The following is a 14,601-nucleotide window of genomic DNA, read 5'->3' on the forward strand; positions in this document are numbered from 1 at the left end:
TTTTCACCGCCATTTATTTTGCTGTCATAATTTGTACACCTTTTTCTTCAAACTTTTCTAATAATTCATTATCTAATTGATTATCCGTTATTATTATATCAACACTATCTAAATCAACGATTTTGGCAAAATAAACTGTACCAAATTTAGTATGGTCACATAATAATATAGTTTGCTTTGCAATTTTTATCATTTCTCGTTTTGTGCTCGCTTCAATAATATTGGGAGTAGTTAGCCCATTAATAATGCATACACCATTAGACCCCATAAATGCTTTATCTACTCTGAAATTTTTAAGTGTATAATTTGATACTGGTCCTACCATAGCTCTCGTTTCCCATCGCAATGTACCTCCAGTAACAATCACCTCTACATCTCGCTTTTTAGAAAGTTCATAGGCTACATCTACAGAATTTGTTAAAACCGTTATATCTTTAGCTGTTATATACTTAGCAATACTAAGAGTAGTCGTCCCTGCATCTATTGCTATTGTATCTCCATCTACTATCATTGATGCAGCAATCTTTCCAACAGATTCTTTTTCATCATAAAACTTATCTACTTTTTCTGAAAAAGTGGGTTCAAATTTAGTATTGCAGTTTAGTATAGCCCCCCCATGTACTCTTTTTATAAGTTCATCTTCTTCCAATTCTTGAAGATCACGTCTAATTGTAACTTCTGACACTTCATATAGCTGCGATAAATCGCATACTTTTACTTTTCCATACTTATTTAAACTATCTAATATTTTTGATTTTCTTTCTTCAGCAAACATAATTTCAATCTTCCTTTTATCATATTTGGGATAACAATGTACGTTTGTATTCGTATTTGTTTCATTTGCTTTCGCTTGTGTTCATTTTAATATAATTTGATAACGTTGTCAAGATATATAAACTATTTTAAATTTAAATTTTATAATTCTAGACTATGAATAAAAATATCCTTCAAAAACAAAAACGAAACCCTTTGGCTTCGCTTTCATTATATCGAGCTATATAGTTTTTGGCCTATTATGCGTTATTTTGTTCTTTCTCTAATTCTTGTTTTAGTATCTCCTCAATTTTAGGAGTACATCTATGCCCATTGCATCCGCCTGTTCCCGCCCCTGTAGCTTTTTGAACTTCCTCTACAGTTCTTGCACCATTTTGTATAGCTTTTTTTATTGTAGACCTCGGTATTGCCTTACATAAACATGTTTTTGTAATTTTATCCATTATTTCATTGTTTATACTCTGTTCCATGATGTTTTCCTCCTTTTACACTATCTTTTATCTTTAAAAAAATCAGTCAATAAATTACCACATTCCTCGGTGTATAACCAATTTATTTCTGTCCAGTGATTTAAATCATCATTTTGAAGAACATTTATAACTGACCCACAAGCCCCTACGCTAGGATCAAAGATGCCTATATATAATTTGCTTATCCTAGACTGTAATATAGCACCTGCACACATAGGGCATGGTTCTAACGTTACATACATATCACATCCAGTTAATCTCCAACTTCCTATTACATCACAGGCTTTTTTTATAGCTAAAACTTCTGCATGGGCCGTAGCATCTTGAAGCGTTTCTCTGAGGTTGTGCGCCCTAGCAATTATTACATTGTCTTTAACTATAACTGCACCTACAGGTACTTCCCCTAGTAATAATGATCTTTTGGCTTCTTTTAATGATTCATTAATAAAATGTTTTTTCATTATACCCCTTTATTATATAAATAATTACTTTTAATAATTTTTATTTCGCGGTAATCGAGTAGGAGCTAAATAATTAATTTATTTAGCGACCTCTCACACCACCGTGCATACCGTTCGGTACACGGCGGTTCAATAGAAATTAATGTTTTAATAAATATGTCTCAGATATAGAAACTAATCCTATATTTTTAAGGTATTTATTGGTCAATGTTTTGTTTAATATAGGGCTATTGGATGTTCTCCAATAGCCTTTCCTTGTATTTGCATATTGCAAAGCTTTATTGTTTGGTATTCCTAATTTAACAAGGTTCCCATATTTTGTTTTAATCTTTTTCCATTGTTTCCAAAAACACATTCTAATTCTTCGCCTTAACCATTCATCAAGTGTTTTAAGAATACTTTTAATGTCTGCAATAGCAAAATAATTTATCCATCCAACTATCACTTGCTTAAGTTTCATAAACCTATATTTCATGCTCATCGCATTACTTCTTGAAGTTAATTCTTTTAGCTTTGCTTTGAATTTGATTATAGGTTTTTGAGGAACTCTCATTCTGTATTCACCTTTTGCCCGGTAAAATGAAAATCCTAAAAATTTAAGTTTCCAAGGTCTATCTACTGTACTCTTTTCTTTATTCACTCTAAGCTTTAACTTTTCCTCAATAAATCTCGTAATACTCTTCATTACTCTATTTGCTGATTTCTCACTTTTGACGTATATATTCGCATCATCAGCATATCTACAAAAGTTTAGTCCTCGTTTTGTTAGTTCTACATCGAGTTCATGTAACATTACGTTACTTAATAATGGGGACAAAGGCCCGCCTTGAGGTGCTCCTTCTTCTGTATTCATAAATACCCCATTTATCATCACTCCACTTTGTAGATACTTTCGTATCAGAGAAATTACTCTACTATCTTTAATATCTTCCGATAGTATCCTTATTAATTTATCATGATTTATCGTATCAAAGTATTTAGAAAGGTCTATATTCACCGTCCATGTATGTCCAGCATTAATATATCCCCTACATTTTTCAACAGCTTGTTTTCCACTTCTTAAAGGTCTAAAACCGTAACTATTATCAGAAAATTTCTTTTCATATACTGGTATTAGAGTTTGTGATATCGCTTGCTGAATAACTCTATCTAATACAGTAGGTATTCCAAGTAGCCTAATTCCACCGTCAGGTTTTGGTATTTCTACCCTTCTTACGGCTAGAGGTCTATATCTACTTTCTAATAATGATTGCCTTAATTCTTGTCCATGCTCTTTTAGATAATGTAGAAGTTCATCTACTGTCAAACCATCAATCCCATGACTTCCTTTATTGGCTTTTACTCTTTTATATGCTTTATTCATATTATCTCTCGATAATATCTGCTCGAGTAAACCATTATCATATTCATTCACATCGTTTCTTCCTTCTTCTGACATAGAGGAAATACTATGCACTTCTACATTACCTTCGAGTTCCACTCTATTCTCTCGTAGAGAGCCTTCTTTATGAAGTTGTCTGCTTTTATCATATTTTCTCGTATCCTTCAAAATTCCAAAACCTCCTATTGTTCAGTCCTTCCCACGCTAACGCGTTTTGCATGGTACTATGACGTCTGCTGACTTCTGATAGTTCAGCCATACATCACTGTATGGGTTGTTATTTCTAAATTCATATCCACAACTTACCTATCAGATCTCCCCGGGTAAGAACGCAATCTTTCACTCCATCTATCTGCTACATTTACACCACTTGTTTCGAATAGTTTTGGGCTTCGTTTTGTATTGCAAACTTACCCACAAGCATATGCCTTATATGTAGTTTCTGTTCGTCAGACCGGAGTTTGGCCGCCAACTTCCTTCAGATTCCATCTCACGATGGACACCCTTGTCTTAAGCTATGCACTTGGCACTATTAACCCGTGCTAGGGACTTTCACCCATTAGATTGCGCCCATGCCGGGCGCACAATAAAAAAACTAGCAAAGTATTACTTTACTAGTTTTTGGTGCACACGAGAGGAGTCGAACCTCCGACCTTCCCCTTAGGAGGGGGACGCTCTATCCAGCTGAGCTACGGGTGCATATTTTATTTCTACCTAACCATAATATTACACTTTTATAAGTATGTCAACCTATAGATAAATTAAAACACAAATTTATATGAATTATTAAAATTCTTATAGTCTTTATTTATTATTAGAATTTTAATACAGTTAATAGTATATACTGTATAGTATATACTATTAACTGGAGGTGTTCTAATTGAATAATGATATTAAAAATTTTTTTCTCGCTGGACTAGGATCTGCAGCATATACTTATGAAAAAGCTACAAATCTAATAGATGATTTTGTACAAAAGGGTAAATTAACCTTAGAAGAGGGTAAAAATTTATCTGAAGAACTAAAAAGAACTGTAAAAGGAAAAAAAGAAGAATCTAAAGTTTTTACAAAAGAAGAAAAGCCTTTGACAAAAGAAGATATGTTATTACTCCTTTCAGAAATGAGCTTTGCAACTAAAGAAGATATCGAAACTTTGAATACAAGATTAGCAAATTTAGAAACCCTTCAGCCATAAATTCACAAATGAAAGTCCTGCTATTATTTCAGGATTTTTATTTTCAAGTGACATCTCAGATGGAAAGCTAACTGCTTTTATAAGTAGGTTTCCATACTATAATAAAGCTAAAATTTCAGCGGGTGTATAAATCCCCTTCTGGAATCATTAATATTTCATCACCGCAGGTGATGAACAACTGCGAAGTTGGTGATTTAAGTGAGGTATAAAATGCGACGTAATTCTGTTAATCGATTTAGAACAATTATCAAAGTTCTTGGCTCTTATGGCTTTGGATATATTATAGACTCTAAATTTAACAAACAAAATAAACTCCCTGAAAATTTAAGGAAAGCCTTTGAAGAGCTTGGCCCTACTTTTATAAAGATTGGCCAAATATTGAGTACTAGACCAGATTTATTACCCTCAGCTTATATAGTAGAACTATCAAAGCTCCAAGATAGCGTACTTCCAGAAAACATTGAAACCATAAAAAAAGTATTCTTTGATCAATTTGGAAAATCAACAACTGAGTGTTTTCAAAAGTTTTACGAAGAACCTTTAGCCTCTGCATCTATCTCTCAAGTGCATAAGGCTACCTTAAAGGATGGTAGGGAGGTAGTAGTTAAAATACAAAGACCAGATATTGCAAAAAAGATGAAACTAGATATTTCTATACTCGTTCGTATAATAAAATTTACAAAAACAAAATTCTCTGATTCACCAATTGACCCTGAAGAAGCCTTACATGAAATACTTTTAGCAACTGAACTTGAGCTTGATTTTAACAATGAAGTTAAAAATATAAATAACTTTAAAAATCTCAACAAAGATGTTGCATTTTTATATGTACCTTACGTGGTTCAAGATTTATCTGGTACTAGGGTTTTAACCATGGAAAGAATTTATGGCTTTAAAGTAGATGATATGAAACAGCTCCTAACTTTTCATTATGATCTTGATGATTTAGGTAAGAAATTAGCTTTATCTTACTTAAAACAAGTTCTACAAGATGGCTTTTTTCACGGAGATCCACACCCCGGAAATATATTTATATGCGAAGGTAAAATTTGTTTTATTGACTTTGGAATTATGGGGAGTCTCTCAAATTCATTAAAATCAACACTAAATGATATGATATCAGCTGTTGTCCTTAATGATATAAATAAAATGATTTCATCTCTTTTATCTATAGGAATAAAAAAGGGCTATGTAGATAGGAATAAACTATATGAAGACTTAGATTATCTAATTGTAAATTATCTTTCAGTTTCTTTAAACAACATTCAGATTTCCGTTATGCTCTCTGAAATCTTTAATATAGCTAAACAAAACAATATTCGTCTGCCTCGTGATTTTACACTTCTAATAAGAGCTCTTGTAATTTTAGAAGGTGTAATAGCAAGTATCGCTCCTGATATAAAAATAATAGATATAGCTATACCCTATGTAAAAGATAATAATAAATTTTCTTTATTAAAAAATCTAGATTCTAATACTTTACTTATTTATACATATTCATTTATAAAAGATTCATTTAGACTTCCATCAAAAATTATAGAATTATCTGAAAGTCTAATGACTGGAAGAGCTAAACTTCAATTAGAACATAAAAATTTAAGTGCTCCTATAAACGAGTTAAATAAAGGCATAAACCGATTAGTTTTTGGCCTTATTATTTCTTCAATGATTATAGGATCTTGTACAATTTTAAATTCTGATATAGGTCCTAAAATATATAATATATCACTTATTGGTATAACTGGTTTTTTGGCTGCGGCATTTATGGGCTTTTGGTTATTAATTTCTATAATAAAATCCGGCAAATTATAATATAAACTATAAAAACGAGGTATTCTTATGATTAAGTATTACAATAGAAAACAAAATAAATATGAAATTGAAAAGGTCGCTGGTGAAAAGTATTTAAATTGGTCTTATTCCTCTCCTTCTGGAAAAGGACTAGTTGAGTTATTACTTAAGAAAAAGCTATTTTCAAAATTATATGGTTATTACTGCGACACAAAAATAAGTTCTAGAAAAATCAAAAATTTTATTAAAGATTTTGATATTGATATGTCTTTATACACTAAGACTTATAATGAGTATTCGTCTTTTAATGATTTTTTTATAAGACCTTTAAATACAAGTGCCCGAATAATTGATAAAAATAATAATATTTTAATCTCACCTTGTGACGGCAAAATTTCGGCTTACGCTAATATTAGCCTAAATGATTTAGTTCAAATAAAAGGCTTTACTTATTCGCTTAAAGAACTACTCCAAGATAATGAAATATACAATTTGTACGATGGAGGTACCTGCTTAATCTTTAGATTATGCCCAACTGATTATCATCGCTTTCATTTTATTGATGATGGTGTCTGTAGCGATACAACTAGAATCAAAGGTCATTATTATTCTGTAAACCCTATAGCATTAAAAAATGTAAAAAAATTATTTTGCCAAAATAAAAGAGAATGGAGTATTTTTCACTCCGATAACTTTGGTGATGTTATTTGTATGGAGGTCGGTGCTACTTGCGTAGGTTCAATTCTTCAAAGTTATAGTACAGATGCCAAAATTACAAAAGGAGAGGAAAAAGGATATTTCAAATTTGGTGGTTCCACTGTAATCCTATTTTTTAAAAAAGATACCGTAAAAATTCATGAGGATTTACTAAATCAAACGCAATTGGGTTTTGAAACTTCTGTATTAATGGGAGAAAAAATAGGACTGAAATAACTTTTCAGTCCTATTTTTTTATGCATAATTAGTTCTCAACTTTATATATTATAATGCTTATGTTAAGAAAAAATAGTTGTTTTTATAACATCAATTAAATCATCACCTTCGGTGCTTCAATATCAACGACTTCAGAAGTAGATTTAGACTCCCATTGAAGTTCTCTCTTTGTTATAGTCCGTAATACCCTCTTATAGAAGAGGGCGACTTTCCTTATAAGATATCGTTAAACTTAAAAATCCATTTAACAAAAACAAAAGAAGCGGCGATAATATAAAATCCCTGCTTCTTTTTCATAACTTATTGTATTTTATACAAACTTCAAAATACGACAAATCCCAGTAACTATTACAGTTACTGGGCTTCTATGGTGCGTCGGACAGGAGTCGAACCTGCGACCAACTGGTTCGTAGCCAGCTACTCTATCCAACTGAGCTACCAACGCATATATATCATTACTATATTACCATATTATATGTTAATAGTAAAGGTTTATTTACAAACTTTTATCTACAAAATCTTCTTTAAGAATTCCCATAATAATTACATCCCTATAATTTCCATAGGAAAAGCAAGTCTTTCTCTTCTTTCCCTCTTCTATAAACCCACATTTTTTATAACATTGAATTGCTCTTAAATTAAAATCTAGTACTTCGAGTTCTACTCTATACGCGGCAATATCCATGAATAAATATTTTAACAAAACCTTTATAGAATCTTGCCCATATCCTCTATTCCAAAAGTTTTGACCTACAGTTATACCTAATACATATACATTCTTACTTTCACTAATTTCTCTAAACGTTATATATCCTACAACTACCCCTTTTTCATTTATAATGCTAAGATATTTCTTATCAAGATTAATAAATTTATTAAAATTATTTAATATATCCTCTTTAGATGGAGGCAATCTGAAATTACCATCAAGTCTTCTAACCTCTTCATCAGCCCAAATATCATAAAATATATTCAAATCTCGTCTCTCTACACATCTCAATAATATTTTATTACCTTTTAACATATTTTAGCCTTCTTTATTATTTTAATACTATAATTATACCTTTTATTTACTTTTAATTCAATAAGCAAATTACTTATTTTGTAATATAACGAATTTTTAGAAGGAAAGTCTCCCTCCTATATAGCATGAGTTACATTCCCTAACAAATAAAAAACTTCAGTGGGCGTATAATTCACCTTCTAGTTATTCAATAAAGAAAAAAAAGTATCTAACAATTGTTAGATACTTTTGGTGGAGAAAGAGGGATTTGAACCCTCGCACCAGTTTCCCAGTCTATACCCTTAGCAGGGGCACCTCTTTAGCCACTTGAGTATTTCTCCACGGCTTAATTTTATGTCGTTAAAAAATGGTGGAGGAAGTGGGATTCGAACCCACGGTACGCTTTCACGTACGTCGGTTTTCAAGACCGGTGCCTTAAACCAACTCGACCATCCCTCCATATCTTAACGACAAGGTTTATTATATCAGCATGTTGATATAATGTCAATATTTTTTTGAAAACATTTACCAAAATAATATATTATGTGAAAATAAAAAACATCTAACAAATGTTAGATGCTGCTGGTGGAGAAAGAGGGATTTGAACCCTCGCACCAGTTGCCCAGTCTATACCCTTAGCAGGGGCACCTCTTTAGCCACTTGAGTATTTCTCCATAGCTTAATTTTATGTCGTTAAAAAATGGTGGAGGAAGTGGGATTCGAACCCACGGTACGCTTTCACGTACGTCGGTTTTCAAGACCGGTGCCTTAAACCAACTCGACCATCCCTCCATATCTTAACGACAAGGTTCATTATATCAGCATAAACATCACCTGTCAACACATTTATATTTCATGTCATAAACTTTAATTTTATATACTATAATAAATAAACAACTTAATATTAACTCATCTCCTGGGTCGCTGAAATATTAACGACTTCAGAAGGAGATTTGTTAAATACTTAAGTTGCTCATTTATTATTATCATATAAATTAATAATTTAAATACTTATTTTGAGATTAATGTTTTTTCTCCCATATACTTCACTAAAACATTTGGAATAGTTACTGATCCATCTTCATTCTGGTAGTTTTCAAGTACTGCAGCTAATGCCCTTCCAATAGCTACCCCTGATCCATTTAGTGTATGAATATAATTAGCTTTATCCTTTTTATCATCTTTATACTTAATGTTGGCACGCCTTGCTTGGAAATCCTCGAAATTACTACAGCTTGATATTTCAACATACTTGTTGTAGCTTGGCATCCAAACCTCAATATCATATTTAAATGATGCTGTAAATCCTAAATCACCTTTACATATTTTAACTATTCTATAAGGTAATTCAAGTCCTTGTAATACTGACTCTGCATCCATAAGTAACTTTTCAAGCTCTGCATATGAATCCTCAGGTTTCGTGAATTTAAGAAGTTCTACTTTATTAAATTGATGTTGCCTTATAAGTCCTCTACTATCCCTTCCTGCGGAACCTGCTTCTTGTCTAAAACAAGCACTATACGCAACATGCTTTATAGGAAGATCTTGACCATTTAATATCTCATCTCTATAAATATTTGTAACAGGTACTTCTGCTGTCGGTATTAAGAAATAGTCTGTATTAGCCACTTTAAAGGCATCTTCCTCAAACTTAGGTAATTGACCCGTACCGATCATACTTTGTCTATTAACCATATATGGAGGCAGTATTTCTGTATACCCATTGTTATCAACATGAAGATCTAAAAAATAACTTATTAGTGCTCTTTCAAGCCTTGCTCCGAGGCCTTTATACACTGTAAATCTTGAACCTGTAATCTTTGCGCCTCTTTCAAAATCTAAAATATCATTGTCTGTTCCCAAATCCCAATGTGCTTTAGCCGCATAGCTGAAATGTTTAGGTTCTCCCCATTTTTTCACTTCAACATTATCTTCCTCCGTGTCCCCTTCTGGCACATTTACACTCGGTATATTTGGAATGCTTAACATGATATTTTTAATCTTTTCATTTACTTCATATAGTTCAATATCAAAATTTTTAATTTCATCTGAAAGTTTTTTCATTTTAACCATAATTTCTTCTACATTTTCTCCACTTTTCTTTAGCTTCGGTATAAGCGCAGATTGAGTGTTTCTATTATTTTTTAATTCTTCAACCTCAACTAATATATCCCTTCTTGCTTTATCAAGAGATACCACTTCATCAATTACTGATAAATCAAAATTTTCCCCTCTATTTTTCATTAATTTTTTTATTTCTTCTGGATTATTTCTTATTCTTTTTAAATCTAACATGACTATTCCTCCTTAAGTATTATTAATTATTTATTCTTCTAAAATCTTAATTAAGTATTTCTTTCGATATTTTTTGTGCAAATAATATCAACTCCGGTATTAAGTACGTTTTTACATACTATATCCCCTATTTTTATAGGAGGACCTACATGTATTCTGCTTAATGCTTTTGAGCATTCGATCCATAACCTCTTACTAATAGGTTTACTACTTTTTACTGGAACTACATTTCGTAATTCAGATCCTTTTATTCTAACTAGAGTTGTTAATATTGCTTTAGTTTCATTAATTTTGCAATCAGTTTCTTCGCTCAAATAAAATCATCTCCTACATACTATCAAATTCTTTTATTCTATATAATACAATATTAGAATTTTTTGAGTCCTTAACTATCTCTGTCATTTTCTTATTGGTTTCTCTTGCTAAAATAGAAACAATCTTGTTTAAACAATGTGATCCTTGGCAATTTCCAAATGCAGCACCTGTTCTTCTTTTAACACCTTCTACCGTCCGTGCACCTAAAGGTCTCCTTATAGCATCCACTATTTCACCTTCAGTTACTTTTTCACATCCGCATATTATATTACCATATTTTTTGTCTATCTTAATAATACTTTTTCTTTCCTCGTCACACAATTCTCTAAACTTATAGTACTCTCGCCTTTTATCATTGAAATCTTTTTTGAGCTTGCATTCCATCTTGCTCACTACACTTTCACATACAATGCTTGCTATAGCGGGTGTCATGGTAACTTGACCATAGTGCTTTCCTTTGATCTGAATAAGTCCATCATCTATTGCGCTATCATCAATTATCATAGGCTCTTCGAAAAAAGGCCACTCTAAAAACATTTTAACATCCATATCGTCTAGACCATTTGTTATCTTGGATACCCTATTTACTATTTCATCATAACTAATATTCTTTTTTGTATCAAAAGCAGCTACAGTATCCCCCTCCATAGTTGGAATTGTATACATACTCTCCCCTTTAACATTAATCATAAATAATGCATGCGAAAATCTTGCTTTTTTATCATTGTCTAAAAGTATATATTTTGATATTTCTTCATTGTTATTTGCATGAATCTTTTTTTCATTTACTATACTGTAATTTTCTGAAGGCGTTGTATTTATTACCATTTTGCAAGTGAGTTTATTTTTATTAGTAACAACTCTAAACCCTTTTGATATTTCTTGAATATCTATTACTTCTTCTTCTAATTTAAATTTTACACCATTATCGAATGCCACTTCGCCATAAGATAATGCTAAATCAAACGGACAAATTACACCCGTATTTTTAGAATATAATGCTTTTTTAACATCTATATTTAAATTTTGTTCCATTTCATATATGTATTCTGGTTCTAAAATAAATACGTCCTTCGTGCCTCGCTCTATTGCTCTATTATATATTTTTTTGATTATTTCAACCTCTTCATCGGTTTGAGCAATTATTAAGGAACCGCACCTTTTGAATGGAACATTAAATTTAGCACTTATCGTATCCATCATTTTATTACCCATACGTTCAAGCTTTGCAGTCAAAGCATCTTCACTTTCAATACCATTATATATCATAGCAGTGTTTATTAATGCTACATCATCAGCTATATCATAGTCTTTTTCAATAACAGCTATATTAAGATTATATTTTGATATCTCATAAGCGACCGCACATCCAATTATTCCTCCGCCCAAAATAAGTACGTCATAGTCCATAGTAACCCTCCAACATAAAACAAAACTATTTTTATTTACATTATTATTATATCCTTTTTTTAAACATGTGACTCAATATGTTAAATTTTTTTCTGATTTCACTAAAAAAAAGAACAGTCATCCATCCTTCTTCTCGCCCGTATTTTAGACGTAATTATCATTTCATGAATCTTTAATCTCTCATACTATAACAAGAAAACATTTTCTTTAAACTTTCTTTATTTATAGGTTTATTTAAAATGAAATCAACATTATTCATTTCTTGACCTTCAAAAGATCCCACCCAACCCGTCATTAAGCAAAAATATGTCTGATTGTTTATTTGTTTAACTTTTTCAGCAACCTGAAATCCATTAATCCTCGGCATGGTAAAATCACATACAATTATATCATATTTTCTCCTTTTTAACTCTGAGTCTAAATTTTCACACCCACAAGCCTTCGTTTTACATTTAACAATTGACTTTATCATACTAGCAACAACATTTCTTATTTGCTCCTGATCATCGATAACAAGAATGTTCCCTTCAAAATCAATTACATCCCTTAATCCTACGTCATCACTTTTAATTATTTTTTCACAAAGAGGTAATTTAATAATAAAAGAAGTTCCTACATTTTGTTTGCTTTCAATTTCCATGCTCCCTTTATGTGAAAGTATTATATTATAAGAAATACTTAATCCAAGCCCTGAACCATAATTTCCCTTCGTTGTAAAAAACGGTTCAAATATTCTTTTTTGAATCTCTTTTCCCATTCCCATTCCATTATCTATTATTTCTATAATTGCCATATTAGCTTTGTTTTTAGTAATAAATTCTATTTTACCACCTTTTGGCATAGCATCTATAGCATTTGCTATTATATTTATAAATACCTCTCTTATTTCTGTTATATTTCCTTGCATCTCCTCATTAGATTTTAATGATTTAATTATGCTTATTTTTATTCCTTTAAAACTACTTCCAGTTAGCCATTTACTTTTAGTTAAATCTATTGCATCTGAAATTACATTATCTACACTAAAGATTTCAAAATTATTATCTTTTCCATTACATTTTTGGGTTAATTTTTTAACCTTATTAGTAATATTGATTCCATCATATGCACATATTTCTATAATACTAAGCAACTTCAAATTTTCTTTTTCTTTAGTTGTATCCTTTAAAAGTTGAACTGAGCCTACGATTGGTGTAAGTATATTATTTATATCATGAGTTATTCCCGCAGCCATTTCTCCCATAGCCCTTAGTTTTTCGTTTTGTATTAGTCTATTTCGCATATCAGAGAATCTTTTTTGATCCTCAATTAAATAAAATGCAGTTTTACATATTGATTTTAAATGTTCTATGTTATTTTTAGATAGCTCCCTATTATTTTTATATCTTCCTATACATATTACACCCTTAGAACTATCATAATATTCTACATTAATAGCCATATAGCTTACTATACCTAATAACCTGAGTTTTTCTGCTAATTCTGAGTCCTCTATTTCACTTGAATTTAATAATGCATCTCCACTACTATTTAATACCATTTCATTGAAATAATTAATGTAATGGATTGTTTTTATATCCTTAATCAAATAGTATTTATGTTTTTTAGTGATCCCATAATAATTACCCATTTCTATCGTATTTTCTTGTTCTTTAATTGAACTATGTAAAATACAAAAATCTACATCACATACATCCTTAATTTTATTCATTACGATTCCTCTGAATTCATTTTCATCTGTATTTTGGGGTATATTTGAAAAAATATCATTAAATAAAACTAGATTTTTATTCTGATATTTTAGTTGTGAATTAGACTGAAGCATCCAAATTGCTTTTTCTATTTCATTTTTATTTTTAAATTCCATTTCTTTATTTCTATCTATAATAATTAATGTTTGAAATAAATTACTAAGTCTATGTAGTTTATTGAAATTATATACATTATTATCAATGTATACCATATTAGAAATATTATGTTTTGAACATTCTATTATTTTTTGAACACATTTAATTAAAACATCTACTTTTCCAACTCTTCTAATTACATTTTTAAAATCCCATATTATTCTCAATTTTTGTCTAACAACAAAAATAATATCTAAAAATTCTTTATAGTCATACTCAAAAGTATCAATATTATAGGTTTTTATATTAAAGATACCTTCATTTATATTTTGCGTTATGAAATCTTCATCACCCTCAAAGTTTTTTTCAATATTTTTATAGAATATATCATCTGTAAAAAATATAATTTTCTCTCCGTTTATAAGAGCATCTGAAATATTTTTTATTATTACTTTAGGTAAATTATTAATATTTAAAGAATCTGTACCTATACACAATGAATTTTTCCCAGCCTTATACAAATTATCATTTGTATATTTCATAACATAACCCCCATACCCCTTATACTCTTATATATATAAACTTATTCGACATTTTATTTCAAATTCCTTTGTTTTATACAATATTTATCTCACTCTATATATTTTTACATAACGCAAAACAAATTATACTATAAAAGCAAGGACATATAACAATATATGCCCTAAGATAACATTTCATGATAAT

General features: G+C 30.4%; 11 protein-coding genes, 6 tRNA genes and 1 pseudogene. 3 read left to right on the forward strand and 15 right to left on the reverse strand.

From position 1 onward, the window contains the following. Positions 1 to 13: 13 nt before the first annotated feature. From ACWJJT_RS11005 to ACWJJT_RS11025, 5 genes are all read right to left on the reverse strand, one after another. Positions 14 to 775 (reverse strand): DeoR/GlpR family DNA-binding transcription regulator, encoded by a 762-nt coding sequence (locus tag ACWJJT_RS11005; protein WP_462954744.1) that lies wholly within the window; start codon positions 773 to 775, stop codon positions 14 to 16. A gap of 238 nt (positions 776 to 1,013) precedes the next feature. Beyond that, positions 1,014 to 1,244, reverse strand: coding sequence for a (2Fe-2S)-binding protein (locus ACWJJT_RS11010; RefSeq protein ID WP_462954745.1), 231 nt, complete (start codon positions 1,242 to 1,244; stop codon positions 1,014 to 1,016). Between the two features lie 20 nt (positions 1,245 to 1,264). Beyond that, positions 1,265 to 1,705, reverse strand: coding sequence for a nucleoside deaminase (locus ACWJJT_RS11015; protein WP_462954746.1), 441 nt, complete (start codon positions 1,703 to 1,705; stop codon positions 1,265 to 1,267). Positions 1,706 to 1,844: 139 nt separating this feature from the next. Next, positions 1,845 to 3,254, reverse strand: a complete 1,410-nt coding sequence (ltrA, locus tag ACWJJT_RS11020; RefSeq protein WP_258280593.1) for a group II intron reverse transcriptase/maturase — start codon at positions 3,252 to 3,254, stop codon at positions 1,845 to 1,847. A gap of 454 nt (positions 3,255 to 3,708) precedes the next feature. Next, a tRNA-Arg gene (locus ACWJJT_RS11025) sits at positions 3,709 to 3,785 on the reverse strand. 181 nt (positions 3,786 to 3,966) lie between these two features. Between ACWJJT_RS11025 and ACWJJT_RS11030 the strand changes: the two genes are divergently transcribed. From ACWJJT_RS11030 to ACWJJT_RS11040, 3 genes are all read left to right on the forward strand, one after another. Then, positions 3,967 to 4,281: a phasin family protein gene (locus tag ACWJJT_RS11030; protein ID WP_462954747.1), complete on the forward strand. Its 315-nt coding sequence runs from the start codon at positions 3,967 to 3,969 to the stop codon at positions 4,279 to 4,281. 210 nt (positions 4,282 to 4,491) lie between these two features. Continuing rightward, positions 4,492 to 6,093, forward strand: a complete 1,602-nt coding sequence (locus ACWJJT_RS11035) for an ABC1 kinase family protein (protein ID WP_462954748.1) — start codon at positions 4,492 to 4,494, stop codon at positions 6,091 to 6,093. Between the two features lie 27 nt (positions 6,094 to 6,120). Then, entirely contained in the window at positions 6,121 to 7,005 is an 885-nt protein-coding gene (locus ACWJJT_RS11040; RefSeq protein WP_462954749.1) for a phosphatidylserine decarboxylase, read from the forward strand. A 368-nt stretch (positions 7,006 to 7,373) separates the two neighbouring features. Here ACWJJT_RS11040 and ACWJJT_RS11045 read toward each other — a convergent pair. The 10 genes and pseudogenes from ACWJJT_RS11045 to ACWJJT_RS11090 form a co-directional block, all read right to left on the reverse strand. Continuing rightward, positions 7,374 to 7,450 (reverse strand) — tRNA-Arg (locus ACWJJT_RS11045). A 51-nt stretch (positions 7,451 to 7,501) separates the two neighbouring features. Then, positions 7,502 to 8,029 (reverse strand): GNAT family N-acetyltransferase, encoded by a 528-nt coding sequence (locus tag ACWJJT_RS11050; protein WP_462954750.1) that lies wholly within the window; start codon positions 8,027 to 8,029, stop codon positions 7,502 to 7,504. 229 nt (positions 8,030 to 8,258) lie between these two features. Continuing rightward, a tRNA-Ser gene (locus ACWJJT_RS11055) sits at positions 8,259 to 8,349 on the reverse strand. Positions 8,350 to 8,376: 27 nt separating this feature from the next. Further along, a tRNA-Ser gene (locus ACWJJT_RS11060) sits at positions 8,377 to 8,467 on the reverse strand. 124 nt (positions 8,468 to 8,591) lie between these two features. Next, positions 8,592 to 8,682, reverse strand: a tRNA-Ser gene (locus tag ACWJJT_RS11065). Between the two features lie 27 nt (positions 8,683 to 8,709). Then, positions 8,710 to 8,800, reverse strand: a tRNA-Ser gene (locus ACWJJT_RS11070). Between the two features lie 219 nt (positions 8,801 to 9,019). After that, on the reverse strand, positions 9,020 to 10,303 hold the full coding sequence (gene serS, locus ACWJJT_RS11075; RefSeq protein WP_462954751.1) for a serine--tRNA ligase: 1,284 nt from the start codon (positions 10,301 to 10,303) through the stop codon (positions 9,020 to 9,022). Positions 10,304 to 10,353: 50 nt separating this feature from the next. Then, positions 10,354 to 10,593, reverse strand: a pseudogene (locus ACWJJT_RS11080) (DUF1667 domain-containing protein); the annotation flags it as partial. A gap of 37 nt (positions 10,594 to 10,630) precedes the next feature. Then, positions 10,631 to 12,028, reverse strand: a complete 1,398-nt coding sequence (locus ACWJJT_RS11085) for an FAD-dependent oxidoreductase (protein WP_462954752.1) — start codon at positions 12,026 to 12,028, stop codon at positions 10,631 to 10,633. Between the two features lie 172 nt (positions 12,029 to 12,200). Beyond that, entirely contained in the window at positions 12,201 to 14,417 is a 2,217-nt protein-coding gene (locus ACWJJT_RS11090; protein WP_462954753.1) for a hybrid sensor histidine kinase/response regulator, read from the reverse strand. Positions 14,418 to 14,601: the final 184 nt, after the last annotated feature.

Source organism: Clostridium sp. CM041, from assembly GCF_055081035.1.